Below are 24,786 nucleotides of genomic sequence, written 5' to 3' on the forward strand. Positions count from 1 at the left end.
CTAGCCCCTCAACTGCATGGTGGTACCGCCAACGCGGAAATCATCACCGGGCTCAATCGGGGTCGCACGAGTCAGACGCTCGCCATTGACGAACGTACCATTAGTAGAATTCAAATCCTCCAGGAACCAACGGGAACCCTGAGGGAACAGGCGCGCATGACGGCCCGAGGCGTAATCATCCTGCAGGGACACCTCAATGTCATTAGCGCGACCAATAGTAATCGGGTGATCACCCAGCTGCATCATCGCGCCAGCCTGCGCACCCGCAGTAATCACAAGCTGCGAAGGGCGAGTCGGCGGAGGCGCAATATGGGTAGCCTCCGGAACCGCATCAACCGGCGCCGCACGATAGTTCTTACCCAAACCAAGGTCACGGCGAGCAGCCGAAACCACCAGGAAAACAAAGAACCAGATGAGCGCCAGAAAAGCGTAACGAAGGATAGTAACAGTCAGTTCGGACGCCATTAACGGGCACCTCCGGTCGAACTATGGAAAATGATGCGGGTATTACCCATGCGAAGCAACGAACCGTTCGCCAGCACCACGGGCGCACGCAAAGGCACCCCATTAATCAGCGTGCCATTAGTAGAACCCATATCGGAGGCGACCACCGCACCACCCTGCATCGAAAGCTGCAGGTGACGGCGAGAAACGCCCTTATCATCCAGACGAAAATCAGCATCAGAACCGCGGCCCAACACAAACGGCAGACGATCCACCGGGTGCATGCGACCCTCAATCTCCAAGAAGAAACGGGGAGCGCCCGCCGCAGGGGACGGTACGGGCATGTTCAGGCGAGGTGCCGGAGCCTGCTGAGGCGCAGGTTGAACAGGCTGCGCGGGCTGGGCGGGCGGAGCCGGCTGAGCTGCAGGCTTCGTAATGCGGGTCGGCAAAGAAGACTCACGCGGCGGACGCACCGGCGCATAGTTAGTGGCACCACGCAGAGACGACGGGGACGCCGGAGCCTCCGGCACAGAGAACGGCTCGAAGGTCGCAACAACCTCAAACTCGCCCTCAGAGAGAGAATCAAGAACGTTGAACGTCACGCGAACCGCACCAATCAGGGTGTAACCCTGCGCGCGGGCGTGCGAAATCGCCAAATCGCACAGCTCAACAGCGAACGGGTTGCCCCACTCGCGTACGCGGGGGAAATCAACCGGCGCAAAACGGAGAGTATAGACATTAGGAGCCATAGTGCGGCCACTGCCGTCCACATAGGACTCGTCATCCATCATGATGCGGACGCGGTTAGCAACATCCGCCTTCGCAAAGGTGCCGAAGCCCTTGGAAAGGCCGACAGTGCGACCGATGCCTTGCTCCAGCTTGCCCAGCTTGTCGAAAAACTTCATGCCGCCTCCTTCTCAACGACCATTCCGAGCAACAGACCGCGCAAACGGTCTTTATCCGAAAGGCTCAGTTTAACGAGCGTGTCTGTGCGTTAGCTGTGTGCCCTGTGAAAGAACACACCCGATTCTATTTTAGGTGATGCACTAGCCATCGCTCTGGAACCCCGTCATTTAGCGGGGAATTGGTTATGGATATGAAAAAATCCCCGGTTCTTTCGAACCGGGGATCGTTGGTGCGCGAGGGGGGAGTTGAACCCCCACGCCCTCACGGGCACACGGACCTGAACCGTGCGCGTCTGCCTATTCCGCCACTCGCGCATGTGTCTTACGGTGTATCACCGCAGGCAACACATAAAACTATACGGACTGCATGCGGTGCTGTCCAATCGAGAATGTGTGACCTTCGTTACTTGCCTTGCTGTTTGCTTTGTTACTTGGAGGTGGTGGAGGGTTTAGAAAGAGCCTTCGAGGCACTATCAGACACTCCGCCGGCAGTAGCCGTATCAGATACAGTCGCACCGGACCCGGCCGCGGAACCCCGCGCCGTACGCTCGTGTTCAGCCCGTTCCCGGTCAATACGTTCTAAACGCGCACGCAGCAACCACGTCACCGGACCCACATACGGCAGGCACAACACCAGCAGAAGCCACTTCAACTTCTGCACCTCAGAAAAATACGGATTCCGATGAATCGTCACCAAGCACAGTAGCGCCAACGCAATACCAGCCAGAAATACGCCCGTGACCACCAACTCCAGTACGGCATGCCAATCCATAAACCCTCCTAATATCCTCCCTAAGGATACAGACCCCGGACACGCCCCAGGATATGCATCAGGACGCGCCCAGAACGTGCGCCGGCAGGCACGCTCTCCACACGCGCCTCGGGCACGCAAAAGGGCCCGCCCCGCACACAGCAGGACGGACCCTCCACAAAAGCCATACACGCACTCTTACGCCAGGCTCACAAACTAGCGGCTAACCTTCTTAGCCTTCTTTGCAGCACGACGCTCAGCAGCCTTCGCATCATACTCAGCCCAGAACTCACGGGTGGTCACCGCATCGGTACCATCCCACGCCGCAAGATTCTTCAACTCAGGCATATCCGAAGCCTTGAAAATAGGCTCCAAACCAGCCTTACGCTGAGCCTCATAGTTCTTCAACACCGCAACAACCTGCGGAGTCATCAACAGAACCGCCGTCAAGTTCACAATCACCATGCCGGCATTCAACATATCCGCGGTAGTCCACACCAGGTCCAGCGAAGAAATCGCGCCGAAGAACACGAACACCAGAACCAGTGCACGGAAAATATTCATCGGCAGCTTACGTTCAGTCACGAAACGCATGTTCGACTCGCCGTAGTAGTAGTTACCAATCACAGTCGAGAACGCAAACATGAAAATAGCGATAGTCAGGAAGTGAACCGCCCAGTCGCCCAGCTGTATAGCCAGTGCCGACTGAGTCAGCGACGCACCGCGCGAACGATCACCATAGGTCGGGTTCGACAGCAGAACAATAAACGCGGTCACAGTACACGCCATCATCGTGTCAAAGTAAACACCCAGAGTCTGCACGTAACCCTGCTTAGCCGGGTGAGAAATAGTAGCGGTCGCGCCAGCGTTCGGAGCAGTACCCATACCCGCCTCGTTAGTCAGCAGGCCACGCTTCATACCCCAAATCACGGCACCCATCGCGCCACCGGTCACAAACTCCTTAATACCGAAAGCACCCTGGAAAATCATCAGCAGCATATTCGGAACCTCAGAGATATTCAGCAGAACAACCAGCAGACCCAGCAGCAGATACAGCACCGCCATAATCGGCACCAGCCACTCAGTCACCGAAGAAATCGCGCGAATACCACCGAAAATAATAGCCGCAGTCAGCGCCACCATAATCAGACCAATAGTGATGCGGAAGCCCATCGAGTTAGTACCCGAAACATCAATGTTGAACGAGTTCGCCGCAGCATCCACCACAGCATTCGTCTGAACCGCCACAAACACAAACGCATAAGTGACCACAATAAACGCCACGAAGATGTAACCCATCCACGGAGCATTCAGGCCGCGCTTCATGTAGTACGCCGGACCACCAATGTAAGAATCCTTACCGCGCTCCTTGTACAGCTGACCCAGAAGGGACTCCGCGAAAGCAGAAGCCGCACCAACAGCAGCAATAACCCACATCCAGAACACAGCACCCGGGCCGCCCATAGCAATAGCCAAAGCAACACCCGCAACAGTACCGGTACCCACACGAGAAGCCGCCGACACAGTAAACGCACGGAACGAAGAAATACTCTTCTTACCGTCAGCCTCACGAGCAACCGGGTCACCCAGGACACGAATCATTTCCTTAATGGAACGCCACTGCACGCCGCGAGTACGAATCGTAATGTACAGACCAGCCGCAATCAGAGCGTAGTAGAGGAAATTACTCCACATCCAGTTCTGCACGGCATCCACGGAGGAAGTCAGCCCTGCAGTATGCGTATTAATGTCCCCGATGATATTCAAAAGAAAATCCACTCGGTACTCCAATCTTGAAAGCAAAAAGCCCGCACGCTCAAACCCGGAAGACGGACGAGGTGGGGGCTACATTGCTGGGTGATGCGGACTCATGCCGCGTAACGGAGGGGTATATGCTCCGTATAATTAGTCACCCCATTGTGTCGGGTGTAACCCCCGCTAGGCAACTTAAAAAGGGGCGCAACGCAAAATGTAACGAATACTTAATATATGCGCAGAGTAAATATAGGCTCCGTGAGGGTACCACCAATACACGCGGGGCGGGTGGTGGGAAAAGCCCGGCACAAGGCACAAAACCTCGCACCGGGCATAGCGAATAGCGGGGGTTCGCAAATAAACGGGGGTTCTGGCCGGGGCTATGAACGCTCAGGCTTCACAAACGGGAACGACAACACCCCACGAATCTGCGTCTGAGCCAACAGCATCACCAAACGATCCACACCCAGACCCAAACCACCCGTCGGCGGCATACCCGTCTCCAAGGCGTACAGGAAATCCTCATCCACCTCCATCGCCTCCAGGTCACCCGAAGCCGCCTTCAACGACTGCTCCGTCAGACGCTCACGCTGCACCAGCGGATCCGCCAACTCAGAATACGCACAGCCCATCTCCATGCCGTTGATCACCAAATCCCAACGCTCCGCCAAACCCGGAACACTACGATGCGGTGCCGCAAGCGGACTCGTCTCCGCAGGGAAATCCGTATAGAACGTCGGCTCCACCGTATGCGCCTCAACCAGCTCACCATACAGCTCCTCAACGATGGCCCCCGGACCCATACCCTTATGAACACGCACACCGTGCTGCTGCGCCAGAGCCAGCAGCTCCTCAAAGTCCGTCTGCACATCCACGCGGCGACCCAGCGCCTCCGACAGGGCATCACACACCGACACCACACGCCACGGACCCGATACATCAGACACCGTGCGCTCACTCGACGCCTTATGCCCCAGCGGCAAAGACACCGAACCAAACACCGCCTGCGCGGCATCCTTAATCAGGCGCTCCGTCAACTCGCGCATCTGCACATAATCCGCATACGGACGATACGCCTCAAGCACCGTAAACTCCGGATTATGGGTCGCATCAGCACCCTCATTACGGAAATCACGACCCAGCTCATACACCGGACCGCTACCGCCCACCACCAGGCGCTTCAGGTACAGCTCCGGCGCAATACGCAGCGTCAAATCCTCACCATAGGCGTTGATATACGTGCGGAACGGACGCGCGCTCGCGCCACCGTGCACCGTATGCAGAATCGGGGTCTCCACCTCAAGGAAACCCTCCGCATCCAGTCGGGCACGCAACGCCTTAATGACCGCGGTGCGCAGACGCAGGTTCCGCATCTGATCCGGATGCACCAACAGGTCCGTGGAACGGCGACGCAGACGCGCCTCCGGGTCGGTAAAGGAGTCGAAGGGGATGGGGTGCAGACTCTTCGACGCCATGTGCCAGGTGGAGGCAATCAGCGATGGGGTGCCGTTGCGACTCGCCCCGTAGTTGCCCCGTACGGTGATGATGTCGCCGGTATCCAGGTTGCGGGAGGCGAGGCTCAGCAGGCGCTCGCCCACCAGGTTGCGCTCCATGACGACCTGTAGGGTTTTGCCACCTTCAATAAGGGTTACAAAGAGAACTCCACCGTGGTTGCGAAGCGCGCGAATACGGCCCGAAACCATGAATTCCGAATCTGGAATATTTTCAGAAGAGAATATATGCAGAGCATCCTTGACACCCAACACAGGGGCGCTAGCACTACCCAAAGAACCACCCAGCGGATACGGCTCCATACCCGCCGCACGCAACGCCTCCAGATGGCGCAGACGATGCTGGGTCTGATCGCTACGCGACACCTCAGGAAGCTCATCCACAGTAGCAAGCTGCATCTGCTGAAGAGCCACCAACTCATCAGCAGAAAGAAGCTGCTCCTGATCCTGCAAACGGCGCGCCGACAGATTCGGCAAGAAACCCTCCGCCATGCCCGCAGCAAACACAACATTCACCATCGCCAAGGTCGGCTCCGTCGCCAAAAAACGAGGAACCCACAGCGGGGCAAACTTCAGATTGAAACGATACAGACGGCGCAACTGCAGAAAACGATCCAGCACACCCAAAGAGCGGGAAGCAAAACGGTTCCACGCCGACGCACCCACTTGATCAGCAGCCTCAAAAATATGGCCGAACATCGCAAAATTCAGCGACACCCGACGCACACCCAAAGACGCCGCCTGCTCCATCAGCGACGCCACCATAAACTCCACCACACCATTAGGCGCATCGGGGGAGCGGCGCATAACATCCAACGACAGGCCGGTAGAACCCCACGGGACGAACGACAGCAGAGCCACCATCCGGCCTGACTCATCATGAGTCGAAACCAGCAGCGAGGAAGAATCCGCCGGATCATTCACACGATTCAGAGCCATCGAAAAACCGCGCTCCACACGCCCATGACGCCACGCAGAAATATTCTCCGCAACCTGCTGACGCTGCTGCTCATCCAGCTCTGAAAAACGGCGCATCTGCACCGTGTACCCGCCGCGGCGCACACGCTGAACCGCCTGACGCACCGGCAGCATCGACGTGTCATTGAGCGTGAAACGGTCCGCTTCAAGAACCGCCTCCTCACCCATCTGAATAATCGACAAGCCCGCACGGTTATAGGCGCGAGCACCCGCCTCACTCACGCTCAGAGCCGCAGGAACCCAACCGTAACTACGCGCCTGCAGCATCCACTGCTCAATCGCGGCATCCCACGAATCAGGGTCACCCACCGGGTCGCTCGACGCCAAACACACCGAACCCACCGAGCGGTACGTAATCGCCGCCCTCTGGTCGGGAGAGAAAATAACCTGCTTATCGCGGCGCGTCGCAAAATAGGAGAGCGAATCATTGGCACCGTACTGCTGCAGCAGGGCACGAATCTTCAGCTCCTTCTCACCGGTCCACGCATCCGGGGCACGGTAACCGCGCGCCAACAGGTACAGCGCCGCAACCAGCGAGGCACCGTAACCAAACGAAGCCAAGAAAGCCACCACATCAGCAGCCCAAACACCAGGATGCGTACGCTCAATACCCATGCCGTGCATGAGCAGCTCCCACGGGGTGATGGAACGCAGCGGCTCCCACACACCAATACGGCAGAGGTACCAGAGCACCACAGTGGTCAGCAGAATACCGCCAGCTGCCGTAGCAGCCGCACCCGCCCACGAGAGGCGACCAATGCGTGCCGGGAACGCCGACCGAATCGAGAAAAGGAAAGGCACCAGCGCGCACGCAAACACAATGGAGAGCGTATCGACCGTCGAGGAGAAAATACGGTCCTTCGGCATGATTCCCGCCGGGAACGCCAGCGTGAAAGCGCTATGGGTCGCGATCAGCGCGCCGAGCACCTGAAAAACGATGGCCGCAATGAGGGCAGCGCGCTTGCGCACAATCAGCCCGGACACCATCACAATCATCGTGATGGCGCTGGGCAGAGTATGCGTGGAGGGAATATTCAGCAGGTCCGCAATGACTTCCCACCAGGTGAAGCCACGGCCGTGCCGCAGAGGAGAGATAATCCACGCGAACGTGGTCAGAAGCGCGGCAAAAGAATACACCCCGATGACCACGCGTGCTGATGTCTCTGCATACCTAGAGGGAGGCGCAGACGCCTGCCCTGCTCGTGCTGTACGGCGACGTGAGGTAGTGCGGTGAGACATCATTATTAGCGAGGAATCGGGGTGTAGAGAAGGTATTGGACCTAAAGAATCTGGCTAGGCTTCAGCCTTCGGGTCACGGTAGGTGTCTTCGAAGACGTCGGGGATGCCGTTGTCGTCAGCATCCACGCTTTCCTTCTCAGCCAGCGCACGGTAGTGCTTGTTTCGGCGAGACAGGATAGACGCACCCACAATGGCAGCCAGAACAGAGCCGACGAGAATCGCAATCTTTGCGTCCTCGGTGTGCGCCGAGCCGTGCGGGAAGGACAGCTCAGCCACCAGCAGGGACACGGTGAAACCGATACCACTGGTTGCAGCCAGACCGACCACGTCAATCCAGGCGATATCCGGGTCGAGGTTAGCGTTCTTGAAGCGGGTGACGAGCCAGGTGGTACCAAAAATACCGATGGTCTTACCGGCAACCAGCCCAACCATAATGCCGACCGCCACGGAGTCGGTGAGGGCGCGTCCGAGGCCTTCAAAACCGCCCACAGCCACACCCGCGCTGAAGAACGCGAAAATCGGCACGCAGATGCCGGTAGAGAGGGGGCGGAAGCGGTGCTCCAGCACCTCCGCAAGACCGTGTTCAGCCTGCGCCGCCTCAGAGCGAGCGGACATCTTCACGGGCACTAGGAAGCCCAGAACCACACCAGAAATGGTGGCGTGAATACCGGACTCAAGGAAGAGCGCCCAGGTGATAATACCCAGGGGCAGAAGCAGCAACCAGGCAGCCAGCGGCTTCAGGTGCAGCATGGTCTCACCGCGGTAGGCGATGAACGCGAAAAGGGCGAGGGGGATGAGTGCAAAGAGCAGGTACTCGCCGTGGAAGTTATTGGTGTAGAAAATCGCGATAATGCAGATTGCAATCAGGTCGTCGACCACAGCCAGGGTCAGCAGGAAGACACGCATCGCCGAGGGGAGGAAAGTGCCCACTGCGGCGAGAACAGACACCGCAAACGCAATATCGGTTGCGGTGGGGATAGCCCAACCGCGCAGAGCGGTGGGGCTGGTGAAGTTCAGAGCCGTGTAGATAATTGCGGGCACCGCAACGCCGCCGAAAGCAGCCGCAATCGGCACAATAGCGGTGGACGGCGACTTGAGGTCACCGATCACGAATTCTTTCTTCAGCTCCAGACCGGTGAGGAAGAAGAAAACGACGAGCAGACCGTCTGCCGCCCAGGTACCGACGCTCATCTGTAGGTGGTTGAAGCCGGGGATAACCGGGCCGACCACGGTGTCTCGCAGACCAAAGTAGAGGGTGGAGGCGGGGGTGTTGGCGAGTACTACTGCCAGTACCGTTGCGATCAGAAGCACGGTACCGCCGACTGATTCTGCACGCAGAATATCGGCTACGCGGCGTGAGTTGCTATACGAGCCGCGGCTGAGGGTATCTGGGTTGGTGTGAGTCATTCTCTCCTCTTTCTGCCGCGGTATTCTGCGGCATCTAAGGCTTTTAAGTTTACTCCGCACTGTATGAGTATTCGAGTACCCGCCGGCGGCTTTTAGCTCATGGACGGTGCACCGCGGTGTGTCTTTATGGCGTATATGCATAAACGTTCCGCCCTCGCCGCGTGGTGCGGTGAGGGCGGAACGTTTTAATATTTCTGCAGGTATTCTGCGTGGTCGACTAGTGCTCTAGTCGCGCAAATGCGAGATTATGCGCCTGCGATAGCGGGTGCGCCGGACTCCTGGCCGTGGTCGTCTGCCAGCTCGCGTGCAACGTAGTTCTCCAGGTCGAAGAGGTTGCCGTTTGCGCGCTTTACGACGGTCACGAGGGTCTCCATGGTTGCAACTTCCTCAACCTGTTCCTTCAGGAACCAGAGGATGAACTGCTCGCCCAGTGCGTAGTTCTCAGCGCGTGCTGCGGAGAACAGCGCCTCGATCTGACCGGTGACGGCCTTCTCCTGAGCCAGGGACATGTCAACGATTTCCTGGACGTTCTCGAAGTCGTTCTTCACGGCGGGAACGGAGGGAATCTCGACCTTGTGGCCGCGGTCCAGCTTGTACTGAACCATCATGAGTGCGTGCTCGCGCTCTTCGAGGGACTGGCGGTAGAAGAACTTAGCCAGCTGGGGCAGGTCCTCACCGTCGAGCCAGATAGCCATGGACAGGTACTGGTGAGATGCTGCGAACTCGTGGCCGATCTGCTCGTTCAGAAGGTCGTAGAAAGACTTAGACATATGGTTTCTCCTTATATGGTGATTGCTTCGTAGGCGCCGGATGGCGCGGTGCAACCTGTTGGTATTTATCGTACGGTGTGCAGTGGGTCGTGTACAGAGAGAAAAGGCTAATCGGTGGGGCAGATGAGGTATCCCTGACATATTGTCACCACTACCCTTAGTGTGGGTGACCTGAATATACCCTTTGGTTTGGGTGGTATTGAGTGTGTTCCCTTGATATTTCGCGGTTTAAGGCGGCATGAAGCACCTAGATTTCCCACGCACATGCACGATGCATTTGTGTCCGGTAGCTGATAATCCGGCGTTTCTGGGCGGTGCGTTACGGCGTAAAAAATTTTTAAAAATTCTTCGCAGATGACGGTGCGTGGGACTACTTTGAGGCTACTTTAGGGGTTTTAAGGTTCGCGCGTGCTGTAGCGCTCGCGGCTACACGGGCCTGATCAAGAAATCTGTTAAAGAGATAAGGCACGTTCCCGGTGGGAATGTGCCTTATCTCTGGTTCTCTCAACTCTCACCCGCAGGGCAGGTGGAGGAGGTTATTGTGTGGGGTAGTCCCCACGTTTGAGCGCATCAATGGAGATGACGTTTGAGGGGGTGTTGCCAAGGACCGCCTCGCCGATTTCTGCGAGGTGCTCAACCTGCTCGGTGGTGAGGTGGTCAAAAATCTGGCGGCGTACTTCGTTCACGTGGCCGGGTGCGACCTCCTGCACCTTCTGGTCGCCTGCGGGGAGCAGGTGACAGATGCTGACGCGGCGGTCTTCTGCACTGAGGGAGCGGCGGACGTATCCGTCCTTCTCCAAGCGTGCCACGACGCGGGAGAGACGTGCAGGCAGGGTGTTGGTGGTAATTGCCAGTTCGGTCATGGTCAAGGAATTGTCCTTGGACTCGGAGAGCATCGCGAGCACCATGTATTCAACGAAGCTAATGCCGGCTTCGGTCTGCAGCTGGTTTTCCAGCTTGCGGGTGAGGTTGAAAATGATGGAGCTGATAAAGAGCCAGCCTTCTCGCTCCTGGGGGGAGAGCCACTGGATGGATTCGCTGTGTGCGGTATTTTCGGACCGCTGCGCAGACGTGGTTGGTGTGGACACGGGATTGGTTCCTCTTTTATCGGATATGGAGCTCCCTTATTAAGGGGAGATGCGGTGTGTTGGCACCCATTGTAGCGAAAGGTCTTACTCGCAACCTGAAATTGGTACGGTCAAGTAATGGTTGACACTTTGGTGCTAATTTTTTAGAGGGTGCTAGGGTCATCTTTTTGCACGCAGTGACTGCAAAAACCTTGGGTAGGTAGGTGATGCACGACATATTTAAAAAGATTTCCGGTACAAGTATAGATGAGAACGTACCAAGAAGCACACTCGTGTATCGAGCCGAATTCCGCGGAATATCAAGGGTTTTAGGGGTGTGAATGAAAATTCTGAGGGGTGCAAAGAGGTTGCCAGGGGTGAAAAATAACGAAACGATAACAAAAATTTTAAGAAAATCACGGTTTTGGCTTTGCAACCGTAATGAAACCGTGTACACTAATTACATAACGGGGTCGAAGGAAGCCTCCGAGGCGAGACCGGAAGCTCGCTTCGATAGGTTCGACTCTCTATTTATCGGTGATTGTCGTCGGTGTACGAGTAACTCGTATTTCTACCGACGGATGTGCGGTGCGGGTGCAGTTCGTGGTTGGGCTGCATTCCGTACCGTATCTTTTTAACTCGAATATCTATCAACTCACTCTAAGAGCATCCAATGATCGGGTGCTCTTTTCTTTTGCCCTCATGTAGGTGCGCCGACAAGGGAGCTGCGGGAGCCGGGGGAGGGCTGTATGAGGCGGTGTGCACATCTGTACCGTGCGGCTGCAGTTCTACTGTGCCGTATCGCGCCGAAATGGTTATCCACAGGGGTTATCCACAGTGTGGAGAACTTACACGCATGTGATTTGGCAGAGCAGAATCGAGGTCCTCCCCAGGTTTAATTTAAGAGTGCTACAGAAAAATTCTTGTAATTACAGGCTTTCACGACCATTAAAACCGAGGGTAAGTTCTTAAACAGAAGACCTTTTTATCTTTAAATCCGCGGAACCCGAAAATTTCCACAGCTGTGGATAACCCTGTGCACTTAATCCACCGCCTCCGGCGTAAGGAGGCGCGTAAGATCGCTCGGCGGCTCTGTTGGCACTCAATATTTTGGCTAGTAGAAGGAAAAACGCCCCGGATGAGGGCGAAAATTCTGCAGTTTATCCCCCGCGCATCCCCAAAATAGGATGTTATCCACAGCAGTTATCCACAGTGTGGAGAACTTACAGTACTGTTATTCACATGAGTGCATACCCCGGTATTTCGCGGCAGAAAGGGGTGTAAGCCTTAAATAGCCTGTTGATACACACGGTTTTCCACAGCTGTGGGGAAAAGTCTCCGCCTAAAATCCACAGGCTCGAGCGAGGTCTTACATAAATGTGACGCTCCCCAACTCATGAAAAGTAAAGTAAACGCTACGCTGGTAATCTTTAATACAAGCCAAGTTTTCTAATGAAAGGCATCATCATGGCTGAAAAGTACACCCTCCCCGAGCTCCCCTACGACTACGCGGCGCTCGAGCCCCACATCTCCGCAAAGATCATGGAGCTGCACCACGACAAGCACCACGCAGCATACGTTGCAGGCGCTAACGCAGCTCTCGAGCAGCTCGAAGAGGCACGCGAGAACGGTGCATACGGCAACGTCTCCAAGCTCTCCAAGGACCTGGCGTTCAACCTGGGTGGCCACACCAACCACTCCATCTTCTGGAACAACCTGTCCCCCGAGGGTGGCGACAAGCCCACCGGCGAGCTGGCAGCAGCAATCGACGAGTTCTTCGGCTCCTTCGACAAGTTCCGTGAGCACTTCACCAATGTTGCACTGACCATTCAGGGCTCCGGCTGGGCAATCCTCGCATGGGACACCGTTGGCAAGCGCCTCATCATCGAGCAGCTTTACGACCAGCAGGGCAACATCTCCGTTGCGCTGATCCCCGTTCTGCAGCTGGACATGTGGGAGCACGCATTCTACCTGGACTACCAGAACGTCAAGGGCGAGTACGTCAAGGCATTCTGGAACATTGTGAACTGGGCTGACGTTCAGGCTCGCTTCGAGCGCGCAGTGTCCCAGACCAAGGGCCTGGTCCTCTAATCTAGATTTTCGTCAGCGCGGTGAAGTGGCCGCGGTGAGGTAACTGAAACGGGTGCCCGGCGCCTCCATATTCGGAGGTGCCGGGCACTCGTTTGTTGTATTCAGATGTTGCTCCGGGGGTGGAACCCTAGAGCGCCAGCGTGCGGTCAATGCGGATGCGGCGGCAGAAATCCTCATCATGGCTCACCACGATAAGCGCACCGGTGTAGGCTTCGAGCGCCTGCACCAGCCAATCCACCGAAGAAATATCGAGGTTATTCGTCGGCTCATCCAGCATGAGTAGCTGCGGCACCGGATCTGCCAGAAGCACCTGCGCCACCGCTGCGCGGAAACGCTCACCGCCGGAGAGCTCACCGGTCTTATGGTGCACGCTCTCACGGCGGAAAAGCAGGCGCGCCAACTGGTCACGCAGATGCTGCTCGCTCACGCCGGGGTTAGTCCGCTGCACGCTCTGCAGGAGGGTGAGCTGCGGGTCGAGGGTGATGCGCTGGGGAATGTAGGCCCCCTCGAGGCAATAGTCGACCCGGTAGGCGGGCTGCACGGGGGAGCGGTACTCCGGGTCTTTTGCGTGGGCAATTGCCTCAAGGAGGGTGGTCTTGCCGCTGCCGTTCGCACCGGTGATGCGCAGATGCTCGGGGCCGCTGAGAATCAGGTGTTCGGGGTGCTCCGCAGGGGTTCCCTGCCGGCTCTCGCCATCTGCCTCAACGGGTGAAAAATGCAGAGAATCAACCTTAGTGGGTTGCTGAGTGGTAAATGTTTCACGTGAAACCTGCTGAGGGTTAGTCCCACGAGAATCAACCCTGTGCAGCTCCAGTACCTTGCGCCCCGCGGGTAGGGGCTGCTGGCTCAGCTCGGCATAGATTTTCTCCTGCACGCGCACCTCATCCTGGGCGTTCTGGTATTCCTCCTGAGCCTGCTCCTGCTTGCCGATGCGCAGAACTCGAAGCTTTGCCGCCGCCTGACGTGAGGCGTCCTTGGCGAGGGCAAGAATCGTATCCGGCTGGTCGTCCTTCCACACCTGCGCCATGTTCTTCGAGATAATCTCCTGCGCCTGCACCCACTCGCGATGCGCCGAACGCACCCGGTTCTTCGCCTCGCTCACGCGACGCTGAGCCGCCTGCTGCTCGGTGTCCAGTGCCTGCCGGTAGGTGCTGTAGTTACCCTCGAAGAGGCGCAGATGCGCCAGCCCCTGACGGTCAGCATGAAGCTCGGCAATCACGTTTACACGCTCCAGTAGGTCACGGTCGTGGCTAATGATGAGCGCCGGGCAGGGTAGCGCCTCCAACGCGGCGAAGAGCTGAGCCTTCGCCGCGGAGTCCAGGTTGTTCGTCGGCTCGTCGAGCAGAATGAACTCGGGGTCAGAAATCATCAGCGAGGCAAGTGCAGCAATGACCGCCTCGCCACCGGAGAAGCTGCGCATGCTGCGAGCAAAGAGTGCCCGAATCGCCTCCGGGTTGTCTCGATCAATCAGTGCCGCCGGGGTGAAGCCGTAGGTCGCAAGGGCCGCCAGGGTGCGCTCCTCAACGTCCCAGTTATCCCCGATGGTCTCGTAGAGTTCGGGGGAGTATTCGCCGGATTCCACCGCCTGTAGCGCCCGCAGAATCTCGGTGATTCCGCAGAGCTCGGCGAGGGTTTGATTCCGATTCAGACCCATATCCTGAGGTAGATACGCCATGTGTTCCGGCGCCGCCAAAGAACCGGAATCCGGGGTCAAATCACCCAAAATCAACCTCATGAGGGTTGTTTTTCCGCAACCATTATCACCAATGAGCCCGGTCAGAGGTGCCGAAAATACCGCCGACAGATCCGCAAAAAGCGGAGGCTGGCTCGGGTGCGCAAAGTGTAGATGGGCGATACTAACGTGCGCCGCCGCGTGGGAAATGGCGTGCGAGCGGGCATCGCGGGAAGAAGCGGAACGGGGAAAGGTCGCCTGCGGCTGAAGTACGTGTGTCATACGAGCTCCTTGAGGTATGGATGCTCGGGTGCTCTCAAACTCCGACGGTGGTGCGTTGCAGTAGTGTGCCGGCGGTTTGGGTGCCTATGCTGAGCGCGTGGCGGTAAGAGGATCGCCCCAAAAGGGCGCGAAAAAACCCGAGCGTAACGGTGGATGTACCTGTGCCCGGGTGCGTGCGCGCTGATTGGAACACGTAGGAAACGTGTCCGTAGAGCTGCTGCGTGAGCGCGCGAAAAATTCTGTGAGGTCCGGGCTTATGCTCGGTGGGTCATTTCTTTGATGCCTCCTAGATTCCGAATACCGCCCCGGTCGCGCCTTGGGTGGCTTCGGTCAAACGATACGTTCAGCTCCGTAACTACCCCCACGATGGGGCGGCGTCGGAAGAGAGCTGAGGACTCCAGCATAGGAACTAACTGGGCGCTGAGTCAAACACCTTCCTATGTAGGAGAAGATTCAGCGTGCTGATTCCCTGAATGGTTCCTTCCCGAGAGTTTTTGTTGAAAGGTTGAGTGTGCGGTCAATGCGGATGCGGCGGCAGAAGTCCTCATCATGGCTCACCACGATGAGCGCGCCGGTGTAGGCTTCGAGCGCCTGCACCAGCCAATCCACCGAGGAAATGTCGAGGTTATTCGTCGGCTCATCCAATATGAGTAGCTGCGGCACCGGATCTGCCAGAAGTACCTGTGCCACCGCGGCACGGAAGCGCTCACCTCCGGATAAATCCCCAATGCGCTGATGTACGCTTTCGCGACGGAAAAGCAGTCGCGCCAGCTGATCCCGAAGATGCTGTTCGCTCACCCCGGGGTTAGCCCGCTGCACGCTCTGCAGGAGGGTGAGCTCCGGGTCGAGGATGATGCGCTGCGGCAGGTATGCGGTGTTGTCCAGGCGGTAGAGCACTCGGTATGCAGGCGGCACTGGGGAACGGTAATCAGGGTCATTTGCGTGCGCTATCGCATTGAGAAGCACAGTCTTGCCACTGCCGTTTGCTCCCGTGATGCGCAGGTGTTCGGGTCCGGTCAGGATAAGAACCTCGGGAAAATCTTGGATTTGAAGCAGATAATCAACTTTATATGGTTGTGTTTCACGTGAAACGGTGTTTTGGGTGTATGCATTCTTAAGGTCGGCGCTCTGCAGTGTAGATGCGCAAGAGTCGTTCTTCACCCGATGTAATTCCAGTACTTTCCGCCCCAATGGGAGTGCATCCTGAACAAGTTCCAGATAGATACGCTCCTGCACGCGCAGGTTCTCTTGGGCTTCTCCAACTGCTGCACGTGCATCCGCCACCATGCTTTCGTGGGCTGTGTGAAGTTTCCCGGCAGAGCGCTCTGAACTGTTTTTATCCAGGCCCATAGCCATGCCAGGTTTCCGCTTTGACCGTTCAAATTCGCGGCCTCGGCGGGCGTTGCGATCGAGCTTAATCTGGTTCTCGGTGCGCTCACGCACAGCCTTACGCGCCTCATTCTTCGCCTCGGTCACGCGACGCTGAGCCGCCTGCTGCTCGGTGTCCAGTGCCTGCCGGTATGTGCTGTAGTTACCCTCGAAGAGGCGCAGATGAGCCAGTCCTTGACGGTCGGCGTGAAGCTCGGCAATCACGTTCACGCGCTCCAGTAGGTCGCGGTCGTGGCTGATAATGAGCGCCGGGCAGGTGAGGGTTTCAAGAGCCGTATAAAGCCGATTCTTCGCCGAAGAATCCAGATTATTTGTGGGCTCATCCAGCAGAATGAACTCTGGGTCTGAATACAGAAGCGCGGTGAGTGCGGCTGTGACCGTCTGGCCACCTGAAAAGGTGCTAAGGGGACGCATCAGAAGGTTGCGACGGGCCTGTGTATCGGTCGTAGTGAGGGCAGGACCAAAACCATGTTCGGCAAGGGCTGCGAGGGTGCGTTCTTCAATATCCCAGGCGTCGCCTATGGTGTCGTAAAGGCTGGGGGAATAGTCGCCCGATTCCAGCGCATCAAGCGCCTGCAGTATTTTTGTAATTCCAAAAATATCGGCAAGATGCTGATGCCCACTCAACCCTAAATCTTGCGGTAGGTACGCTATGCGCTGTGGGGTGCTGATTATGCCTTGACTAGGGTTTATGTCGCCAAGAATAAGTCTGAAGAGGGTAGTTTTTCCGGCGCCGTTATCGCCGATAAGTCCGGTGAGTGGCGCAGAAAATACCGCGGAAAGGTCGGTGAAAAGTGGGGGCTCACCCGGATGCGCATACGAAATATGGTCGAGTGTAATGTGGTGTGGCATGGGCCGAGTTCCTTCGAATGGGTGCTCGGATTTCCGCCAGCGCACGTGAAGGCGTGAAGGCATGAAAAACCCGAGCGCGGTCTGTAGGTACACGTAAGCCCGGGTAGTGGGGTGGACGCATAAAAGCGCATTGACCTGGTGTTGTTGGATCCGGGCTTATGCTCGGTGGGTCATTTCTTTGATGCCTCCTAGATTCCGAAGACCGCCCCGGTCATGCCTTGGGTGGCTTCGGCCAAACATTGCGTTCAGCCTCTTAGGTTTCCCCCACGGTGGGGCAACACGGATAGAGAGCTGATGGCTCAAGCATAGGGAGCGCGCGGGTGCTGAGTCAAGCACCCTCCTGTAAAACCTTCTGACAAGTGCCGATACCCCCTAGAGAATGCAAAAGGAGGGACGACACCACGCGGTGCCGCCCCTCCTTTTAGGCATTAAATCTACGCGCGTACAACGCGCGAAACGCTATTACGCCTCGTGACGCTCACGGTACATGCCCAGCGGGCCCGCATCCGCGTACGCCTGAGCGTCGTTGTAACGGTACAGGCGCGGCGGGCGGTGGCGGGTGCCCTCCACGCGGCGGCCGGTGTCAATAATCGACTTCGATGCCGCAATCTGGCGGCGGAAGTTCGCCGGATCCAGGGTGCGACCCAGAATCGCCTCGTACACCTCACGCAGCTGCGCCAGGGTGAACTCCTCACCCAGGAACGAGTGCGCAATACGCGAGTACTCGACCTTGTTCTGCAGGCGGTAGAGTGCGTACTCAATGATTTCGTTGTGGTCGAAAGCAAGCTCGGGCAGCTCATCCACCGGGAACCAGCGGATGTTCTCGTGCACGCGAGTGTTTGCGACCTCGGTGGCGGGAATCGACGCCCAGTACACTACGGAAACCACGCGCTCGTGATCGGCGCCGGGTGCCGGGTCAGGCTCGCCCACAACGCGGGCGGCACGCGCCTCGGGGGTGCGCAGAACATCACCGAATGCGTAGAGCTGCTCCAGATAGCCGGGCTGCAGGTTGGTAGCGCGCTTCAGGGTCGAAGCGGCAGCCTCTTCCAGAGAAAGATTCGGGTTGAGCGGACCGCCAGGAAGCGCCCACTGACCCTTATAGGGCTCGCGGAGGCGGCGAACCAGCGGCAGCCACAGAGTCGGGTGGGTCTCGTTTTCCTTGGGGCGCAAAGCTAGAATCACGGTTGAGACAGCGAGAGATACAGAGGTGTGGTCCACGTCGTTGTGCTCTTCAGCGGCGACTGCGCCGGGAAGAGGCTGGGATGCGATGCTCATTCAGGCCTCCTGTGCGAATGGGTATCGATAGGTGTGCATACTCTACCCATTTTAAGGGGTTAATAGGGTAAAAATGCACGCAAGGCACCCGCTGACCCGAAAACCGGTACCATCCGCGTCGTGTCAAGGGGAAAAAGTTCAGGTACCGGACACGCAAAGCGCCCCTCCGGTATGTCCAATAGAACAATGCGGAGGGGCGCTCCAGGGTCTAACTATGCAACGTCTACTTATGCAGTTTTAGATGCAGAGTAGGGGTGTAGGCTAGTCGATCTGCAGCTCGCCCATAGCGTCCCAATCCTCGCCGTCAACCAGGCGAGAAATAATCTTCGGGGTTGCAGTCAGCAGCGGACGCATGTCCTTCATAGCCTGCTGGAAGTGGTCAGAGTTCACGTGCGGGCCAGCTGCGTCGTCGTTGAAAGCCTCGAGCAGAACGAACTCATTCGGGTCCTCAACGCTGCGGGACCACTCGAAGAACTTGTTGCCTTCCTCGGCGCGGGTTGCCTCGGTGAAAGCGCGGGTCTTCTCAATCCACTGGTCAGCGTATTCGGGCTTGACGGGGAACTTTACAGCAATGAAAATCATCGGAACTCCTTAGGTTGAAGAGTAGATACGTACCCTTCCAGTTTAAGCCCCGGGTGCTCGCCGGCGCTGAAGAATAGGGTGTGAGGCAACGGTTTTAGCTTGTGGCTTTAACCGCTGTGTCGAGTGGCTTTTGTGGTTTAACGAGCTGCCGCCTTGAGTACCTGCAAGGCGCGTTCCAGCGCCGCTCGGTCTGTCGCGATGGCTGTAGCCCTCTGCGGGCTGGCGGAGTCACCTCCGAACGCCGCGTTGTAGTACATGCCGTCGCCCAAAAGCAACACGGTGCGGGCAATCTGTTCATCACCCAGCTCAGCGAGAACGAGCGCATGCCAGCCATCCTGTACGCGACTCATGGTCTGCTGGGCGAGCTCATTATTGTTCTGCGCCAGGCGGCTGAGGGCAATGAGGGCACGGTCGAACGGGGTGTTATCCGGCGTGGAGGAATTGATGTAGTAGGCGCTTGCCCCCTCGGGTGCCTGCTCCATTGCCGCGAAGTCCTCTTCAGCCAGGGTGAGGGTGCGTTCTGCGAGCGCTTCAAGGAGCGCCTTCTTGGATGAGAAGTGGTAGAGTAGCCCGCCCTTGGAAACCTTGGCGGCGGTGGCGACGGCGTCGAGGGTTGCGGCGCGTTCTCCCGAGCGAATCAGCAGGTCGACGTAGGTGTCGAGGATGTGTTCGCGGGAGTTGTTGGCGCGTTGTTTTCGGTGGTTGGGGGTGGTCATGTGTACCAGTTTAACCGCTTGAAACTATACCGTCCAGTTGGTATAGTTAATCTTCGTTTGTGGACCCACCCGGACCCCTAAAAACTCCGGGTAAGCCCCGAAAACCTCACTAAAAGACCTAGTCCAAAAGATAGGCCGAGCTGATGCCGCCGCGTCCGCCGCATCAGCCGATACCTTATAGACGCACGAAAACAACCCATGACGAATCACAATCCGCACACCACGGCTCTGCCCATTCACGCCCCCGACCAGAAGACCAAACGCTGGGCGGCACTCGGCGTGCTCATGCTCCCGGTGCTCCTGGTCTCTATCGACAACACGGTGCTTGCCTTCGCGGTGCCCGCAATCGCTAAGGCGCTGAGCCCCTCCTCCGCGGAGCAGCTGTGGATCGTTGACTCCTACCCGCTGGTGCTCTCCGCCCTGCTCGTGCCCATGGGCGCTATCGGTGACCGTATCGGCCGCCGCAAGCTACTGCTCATCGGTTCGACCGGCTTCGCGGCAATCTCTGCGCTCGCGGCATTCGCTCCCTCCGCGCTGATGCTCGTGGTTGCCCGTGCCTTGCTCGGTATTTTCGGTGCGATGCTCATGCCGGCAACCCTGTCGATTATCCGCAATATCTTTGTGGACGCAACCGAGCGCCGCATCGCTATTGCCGTGTGGGCTTCGGGCTTCTCTGCCGGTGCGGCGCTGGGCCCGATTGTGGGTGGCTTCCTGCTGGAGCACTTCGACTGGGGTTCGGTGTTCCTGCTCGCTGTGCCGATTCTGATTCCTCTGCTGATTCTTGCCCCGATTATGGTGCCCGAGTCTAAGGACCCGAATCCCAGCCCGGTGGATCCGCTGAGCATCCTGCTGATTATGACCGGCATGACCGGTATTACCTTCGGTCTGACTCACACCTCCGAAACCGGTTTCGATGCGGTGGCTATTAGCACCATCCTTGCCGGCCTGTGCTTCATTGTCCTGTTCGTGCTGCGTCAGCTCAACCGCGAGAAGAACGACATTCAGCCCATGCTGGATGTGCGCCTCTTCCGCAACACCGTGTTCACCGGTGCGATTACCGCAAACCTCATCTCCATGACGGTGGACGTTGGCTTCATCTACTTCGCCTCCCAGCACCTGCAGCTGGTCTCCGGCCTGCCGCCCATGTACGCCGGCATGCTGCTGATTCCCGGTACTTTGGCGACTATCATCGCCGGCCTGGTGATTGCGCGTGTTGCGGTGCACTTCCACCCGGCGCAGGTGGTGTCCTTCGGTCTGGCTCTCAACGCCGCCGCGTTCGCGGTGCTCGCCTTCCTGGGTGCGCACAGCGACGTGGTTATTATCCTCATCTTTATTGTGCTCGGTACCGGCATCGGTATTGCTCAGACCATTTCGAACGACCTGATGCTCTCCAGCGTGCCGCCGCGTAAGGCCGGTGCGGCGTCCGCGATTTCTGAGACCTCCTACGAGACGGGTGCGGTGCTCGGTACCGTCATCATCGGTGGTATGCTCACCGCCGTCTACCGTGCGAACGTGGTCGTGCCCTCCGGCCTGGATGAAACCCTCGCCGACCATGCCCAGGAAACCCTCGGCGGTGCCGTGTCGGTTGCCAGCCATGTGGGTGGTGAGCAGGCAAACCAGCTGCTCTCTTCCGCATTCGCCGCCTTTGACTCCGGCGTGGTGCTGAGCTCCGCGTTCAGTGCCGTGCTCATGGGTGTTATGGCTGTTATCAGCTACCTCATGATTCGCAAGGCGCCGCGTGAAATGAAGCCCGCTGAGCACTAAATCTTGATAGATAAGCCCTGCCTCCTGTTGCTCTTAAGCATCGGGAGGCGGGGCTATTTTACGCACCCACCTGCGCATTTAAAGGTTCAGCACAGGTACCGGTGGTACGGTAAAAACAGTGGGCTCACGCCCGAAAAAGACGCCCACAAAAAGACCGAGGAACCAGCGGCTCCACACAATCAAGGAGGAACGCCACCATGGGACTCAAAGACTGGATTGCACCCTTCATTACACTGCTCATCGGTGCCAGCACCATCTTCATCTCCTACAAGAACTACCAGGCGCAGGCGGCGGCAAAACCCTCCGAACTGGCGCGACTGGAACTGTGGAGCAAACTCCTCACCGAAGCCGGCTTGGACCTCAACGCCCTACCCGACCCCGAAAAGCTCACCTCCGACCAGCGCGTCGTCCTCGAAAACTACCGGGTCTTCCTCAAACGTGCGTCCCTCGAATCGAAGCTGCGTAAAGTTGGCATCGACAGCAACCGTATCTTCAGCCTGCTCATGAAGCGTGCGCACTCTTCCGTGAAGCCTACGCCCATCCCCATTGGCGACTCGATTAGCTACTACCGCCTGATTCTACGTGCCCTGCTGTACATTTGGGTTCCGCTGGCCGTGATTTTCATCGGCGTGCCCATCATCGTGGTCACCATCGCCTACCTGATTGGCCTGTTCACGAACCACCGCGGCAATCTGTCTGACTTTGCACTCTCCCCGCTCGCCGTGGTGCTCCTGATTGTTGGTGCGGTCGCCGTCGGTGCCCTCGTGTACCTGCAGAACCGCATTATCTCCGCCATTATCGCGAACAATGTGTACTTCTACTTCTGGGATATTTACGGCTCCAAGAAGGGCGCTCGCGACTCCAAGGACGCCTACAGCGAGCGCCTGGCGGCTAAAACCTACGCCGACCAGCTGTTCCTCGGTCAGCAGGAGTTCGCTCACCAGTTCCGCGAGAACATGTACATGGCGGGTATTCAGGAGATTGATGAGTACCCGCGCGTGCTCAGCGACAGCGTGATGCTGCCGCGCAACTACCGGGTTGCGGAAACCACCGAGGGTGAGGACCGTATCGACCGCTTCGTGAACTGGGTGCGCTCCAAGATTGGTTTTGAGCGCCTGGAACCGCGCATCATCTACAGGCTCGAACATAAGGACGCGCACAAGGATGCGAAGAAGGAATCCGCGCACGGTGAGCCGGTAGCTACTGAGCAGGGTGTTTCTGGGCAGCCTGTAGAGGCGCCGGCTCAGGATAAGCCGGAGGATGCACAGAAGGCTCCGGAGGCGCCTGCCTCTGCGGAGTCCGCCTCGGAGGAGCCCATCGTCGCGGAGGTGTCCGTCGAGGCTCCTGCCGAGAATCTGGCTGAAGTACCCGTTGAGGATGCGCCCACCGAACCCGTCATCGGAGGCGCCACCGACTCTTCTGCCGCAGCTGGGGCAGACGACCCCACGGAGGCGTTCACCCGCATCCTGCACGATGCTGCCGGTCATGAGAACACCGGTGAAAAGAATGCCGCCGGAGAAAAACCCAGTACTGAGAAGCCTAAAAACTAAATAGCCCGCCCGAGGCACCGAAAACCGGGCATGAGAAAAGGGTCGCAGCCTACGAGTTCGCCATTGAACCGTAAGCGTGCGACCCTTTTCCTTTCCCTTCAAGGGCGAGCAGAATCGGAGGTACCACCCGACCAAGAAGAGCCAAATGATGCGCCCCTCCACCGGTAGAGGTTGCCTGGCAGAAGAACCCGCCGAAGCAGGTTGGCAGAGCGCCCGGCAGAGGGTGCATCACGCTTGAGGAACCGCCCCAGAGCCCACCGGAGAGGGGGCTGAGGGAACAGAAAACCCCGAGCTGGCGCATCTCTACATCTTCAGATTTCTTACATCATCAGAAAATAACTACATCTCGGGGTAGGGGAGGACGATTCGCGCTCCGGGTGGGACCTACCCACTCCCACCCGGAGGCGAATCGTGGGGATGTTCGCAGTGTATTGAATACATCCCACCGAAATCCCTAACGAACGTTCGGGGTTTCAGTATCAGCGGTATATGAGCCTACCGCAGTCTATGCCGCAACCTCGGGGTCGCGGGAGATAACAACCTTCACCACGTTGTGCTCAGCAGCGTGGCTGAACAGGTCGTAGGCTTCCTCGAACTGGTCGAACGTGAAGCGGTGGGTTGCCATCGCCTTAGCGTTCAGACGACCCGAGCGGACCATGTTCAGCAGGTTACCGACGGTGTTGCAGTTGACCAGACCCATGTTGATGCTCACGTTAGAAATCCACATGGTGTTCAGCGGCAGCTCAACGGGCTTGCCGTGCACGCCGGCATTCGCGATGTTGCCGTAGGGGCGAACAATCTTGGTGCAGGTCTCGAAAGTCTGCGGAACGCCCACAGCCTCAATTGCCACGTCCACGCCCAGGCCGTCGGGGGAGAGTGCCTTAATCTTCTCGATGAAGTCCGGGTCGCCCGCGTTGACCTTATCGGTTGCGCCCAGCTCCAGCGCCTTGTTCATGCGGTTATCGTCAAAATCGACGGTGATGACGCGACCGGCACCGCAGAGGTTAGCGGTCATGATAGCGCCCAGACCCACGGGGCCTGCACCCACCACAGCGACGGTGTCGCCGGGCTTGGTGTGACCGTTCAGAATACCGATCTCGAAGCCGGTGGGCAGTGCGTCGGTGAGGAAGAGGACGTCCTCATCGGACAGGCCCTCTGGAACCAGGTGAACCGAAGTCTCTGCGTAGGGAACGCGCACGTACTCAGCCTGGGTGCCGTCAATCATGTAACCGAAAATCCAGCCGACACCACCAACGGTCTGGCAGTGCGAAGGCTGGTTCGCCTTACAGTAGGAGCACTTACCGCAGCTGGTCACGGCGGGAATGATAATGCGGTCGCCGACCTTCAGATCAGTCACCGCGGAGCCAACCTCGGTGATGGTGCCGACAGCCTCATGGCCGAGGATGCGTCCGTGGTCCACCTCGGGGCAGTCACCCTTCAGGATGTGCAGGTCAGTACCGCAAATGGTGGTGGTGTCGACACGGGCGATAACGTCCGTGGGCTCAAGAATGGTGGGGTTCGGGACTTCCTCCCAGGCGCCCTTCTGATCGGGACCGTGGTACACATATGCCTTCATGGTGCCTCCTCCGTTGAAGTTCTGATGAGGGTGCAGTGACTGCTTTATCACTACATGTATCAACCTATAAGGAATATTTGATAGGTTGTATTTTCATTAAACCCGACGTGTTGAATTAAGCGCTTTTATTACGCGGAGTGTATCTTTTAGTTCTTTAAACATAAACATGATTCAGTTTGGGTATTTAATACCTGTAAATAACGCACGAGG

General features: G+C 57.8%; 17 protein-coding genes and 1 tRNA gene. 3 read left to right on the forward strand and 15 right to left on the reverse strand.

The window, feature by feature from the left end; translation table 11 throughout:
• From RQ593_RS07040 to RQ593_RS07080, 9 genes are all read right to left on the reverse strand, one after another.
• Positions 1-465 (reverse strand): FHA domain-containing protein, encoded by a 465-nt coding sequence (locus RQ593_RS07040; protein ID WP_005507379.1) that lies wholly within the window; start codon positions 463-465, stop codon positions 1-3.
• A complete protein-coding gene (locus RQ593_RS07045; RefSeq protein ID WP_311450185.1) occupies positions 465-1,349 on the reverse strand; it encodes a DUF3662 and FHA domain-containing protein in 885 nt (294 codons plus the stop codon). Before RQ593_RS07045 ends, RQ593_RS07040 begins: the two co-directional genes overlap by 1 nt.
• Before the next feature lie 228 nt (positions 1,350-1,577).
• Positions 1,578-1,664, reverse strand: a tRNA-Leu gene (locus RQ593_RS07050).
• Between the two features lie 112 nt (positions 1,665-1,776).
• A complete protein-coding gene (locus RQ593_RS07055) occupies positions 1,777-2,121 on the reverse strand; it encodes a PLDc N-terminal domain-containing protein (RefSeq protein WP_311450186.1) in 345 nt (114 codons plus the stop codon).
• Between the two features lie 195 nt (positions 2,122-2,316).
• Positions 2,317-3,879, reverse strand: coding sequence for an alanine/glycine:cation symporter family protein (locus RQ593_RS07060; protein ID WP_311450187.1), 1,563 nt, complete (start codon positions 3,877-3,879; stop codon positions 2,317-2,319).
• Positions 3,880-4,235: 356 nt separating this feature from the next.
• Positions 4,236-7,586 carry a bifunctional lysylphosphatidylglycerol synthetase/lysine--tRNA ligase LysX gene (lysX, locus tag RQ593_RS07065; protein WP_311450188.1) on the reverse strand — a complete coding sequence of 1,117 codons (3,351 nt, stop codon included), beginning with the start codon at positions 7,584-7,586 and terminating at the stop codon, positions 4,236-4,238.
• Between the two features lie 51 nt (positions 7,587-7,637).
• Complete coding sequence (nhaA, locus tag RQ593_RS07070) at positions 7,638-8,990, reverse strand: Na+/H+ antiporter NhaA (RefSeq protein WP_219102016.1); 1,353 nt, start codon at positions 8,988-8,990, stop codon at positions 7,638-7,640.
• 245 nt (positions 8,991-9,235) lie between these two features.
• On the reverse strand, positions 9,236-9,760 hold the full coding sequence (locus RQ593_RS07075; protein ID WP_303967274.1) for a ferritin: 525 nt from the start codon (positions 9,758-9,760) through the stop codon (positions 9,236-9,238).
• Between the two features lie 536 nt (positions 9,761-10,296).
• Complete coding sequence (locus tag RQ593_RS07080; protein ID WP_311450189.1) at positions 10,297-10,848, reverse strand: MarR family transcriptional regulator; 552 nt, start codon at positions 10,846-10,848, stop codon at positions 10,297-10,299.
• A gap of 1,446 nt (positions 10,849-12,294) precedes the next feature.
• Here RQ593_RS07080 and RQ593_RS07085 point away from each other — a divergent pair.
• A complete protein-coding gene (locus RQ593_RS07085; RefSeq protein ID WP_005507370.1) occupies positions 12,295-12,918 on the forward strand; it encodes a superoxide dismutase in 624 nt (207 codons plus the stop codon).
• A gap of 127 nt (positions 12,919-13,045) precedes the next feature.
• On the opposite strand, the gene RQ593_RS07090 is transcribed toward RQ593_RS07085, so the two are convergent.
• The 5 genes from RQ593_RS07090 to RQ593_RS07110 all read right to left on the reverse strand — a co-directional run bounded on the left by RQ593_RS07090 (position 13,046) and on the right by RQ593_RS07110 (position 19,686).
• The gene (locus RQ593_RS07090) at positions 13,046-14,872 is read right to left on the reverse strand and encodes an ATP-binding cassette domain-containing protein (RefSeq protein WP_311450190.1); all 1,827 of its coding nucleotides are present in this window, start codon (positions 14,870-14,872) and stop codon (positions 13,046-13,048) included.
• A 453-nt stretch (positions 14,873-15,325) separates the two neighbouring features.
• Positions 15,326-17,113, reverse strand: a complete 1,788-nt coding sequence (locus RQ593_RS07095; RefSeq protein ID WP_311450191.1) for an ATP-binding cassette domain-containing protein — start codon at positions 17,111-17,113, stop codon at positions 15,326-15,328.
• Positions 17,114-17,575: 462 nt separating this feature from the next.
• Complete coding sequence (locus RQ593_RS07100; protein WP_304274695.1) at positions 17,576-18,388, reverse strand: NrtR DNA-binding winged helix domain-containing protein; 813 nt, start codon at positions 18,386-18,388, stop codon at positions 17,576-17,578.
• 261 nt (positions 18,389-18,649) lie between these two features.
• Complete coding sequence (locus RQ593_RS07105; RefSeq protein WP_311450192.1) at positions 18,650-18,970, reverse strand: putative quinol monooxygenase; 321 nt, start codon at positions 18,968-18,970, stop codon at positions 18,650-18,652.
• 137 nt (positions 18,971-19,107) lie between these two features.
• Positions 19,108-19,686 (reverse strand): TetR/AcrR family transcriptional regulator, encoded by a 579-nt coding sequence (locus RQ593_RS07110; RefSeq protein ID WP_311450193.1) that lies wholly within the window; start codon positions 19,684-19,686, stop codon positions 19,108-19,110.
• Positions 19,687-19,884: 198 nt separating this feature from the next.
• Between RQ593_RS07110 and RQ593_RS07115 the strand changes: the two genes are divergently transcribed.
• Both RQ593_RS07115 and RQ593_RS07120 read left to right on the forward strand, forming a co-directional pair.
• Positions 19,885-21,450 (forward strand): MFS transporter, encoded by a 1,566-nt coding sequence (locus RQ593_RS07115; RefSeq protein WP_311450194.1) that lies wholly within the window; start codon positions 19,885-19,887, stop codon positions 21,448-21,450.
• A gap of 197 nt (positions 21,451-21,647) precedes the next feature.
• Entirely contained in the window at positions 21,648-23,000 is a 1,353-nt protein-coding gene (locus RQ593_RS07120; RefSeq protein ID WP_311450195.1) for a CoA-disulfide reductase, read from the forward strand.
• A 505-nt stretch (positions 23,001-23,505) separates the two neighbouring features.
• On the opposite strand, the gene RQ593_RS07125 is transcribed toward RQ593_RS07120, so the two are convergent.
• Complete coding sequence (locus RQ593_RS07125) at positions 23,506-24,576, reverse strand: alcohol dehydrogenase catalytic domain-containing protein (protein ID WP_294644366.1); 1,071 nt, start codon at positions 24,574-24,576, stop codon at positions 23,506-23,508.
• Between the last annotated feature and the right edge of the window lie 210 nt (positions 24,577-24,786).

Origin of the sequence: uncultured Rothia sp., assembly GCF_963507905.1 — a bacterium.
In the GTDB taxonomy this organism is placed as follows: domain Bacteria; phylum Actinomycetota; class Actinomycetes; order Actinomycetales; family Micrococcaceae; genus Rothia.

Coding starts and splice junctions, on each gene's coding strand:
- RQ593_RS07090 (WP_311450190.1), bottom strand. CDS start 14,872: ATGACACACGTACTTCAGCCGCAGGCGACCTTTCCCCGTTCCGCTTCT.
- RQ593_RS07120 (WP_311450195.1), top strand. CDS start 21,648: ATGGGACTCAAAGACTGGATTGCACCCTTCATTACACTGCTCATCGGT.
- lysX (WP_311450188.1), bottom strand. CDS start 7,586: ATGATGTCTCACCGCACTACCTCACGTCGCCGTACAGCACGAGCAGGG.
- RQ593_RS07085 (WP_005507370.1), top strand. CDS start 12,295: ATGGCTGAAAAGTACACCCTCCCCGAGCTCCCCTACGACTACGCGGCG.
- RQ593_RS07100 (WP_304274695.1), bottom strand. CDS start 18,388: ATGAGCATCGCATCCCAGCCTCTTCCCGGCGCAGTCGCCGCTGAAGAG.
- RQ593_RS07040 (WP_005507379.1), bottom strand. CDS start 465: ATGGCGTCCGAACTGACTGTTACTATCCTTCGTTACGCTTTTCTGGCG.
- nhaA (WP_219102016.1), bottom strand. CDS start 8,990: ATGACTCACACCAACCCAGATACCCTCAGCCGCGGCTCGTATAGCAAC.
- RQ593_RS07045 (WP_311450185.1), bottom strand. CDS start 1,349: ATGAAGTTTTTCGACAAGCTGGGCAAGCTGGAGCAAGGCATCGGTCGC.
- RQ593_RS07075 (WP_303967274.1), bottom strand. CDS start 9,760: ATGTCTAAGTCTTTCTACGACCTTCTGAACGAGCAGATCGGCCACGAG.
- RQ593_RS07110 (WP_311450193.1), bottom strand. CDS start 19,686: ATGACCACCCCCAACCACCGAAAACAACGCGCCAACAACTCCCGCGAA.
- RQ593_RS07105 (WP_311450192.1), bottom strand. CDS start 18,970: ATGATTTTCATTGCTGTAAAGTTCCCCGTCAAGCCCGAATACGCTGAC.
- RQ593_RS07055 (WP_311450186.1), bottom strand. CDS start 2,121: ATGGATTGGCATGCCGTACTGGAGTTGGTGGTCACGGGCGTATTTCTG.
- RQ593_RS07125 (WP_294644366.1), bottom strand. CDS start 24,576: ATGAAGGCATATGTGTACCACGGTCCCGATCAGAAGGGCGCCTGGGAG.
- RQ593_RS07115 (WP_311450194.1), top strand. CDS start 19,885: ATGACGAATCACAATCCGCACACCACGGCTCTGCCCATTCACGCCCCC.
- RQ593_RS07095 (WP_311450191.1), bottom strand. CDS start 17,113: ATGCCACACCACATTACACTCGACCATATTTCGTATGCGCATCCGGGT.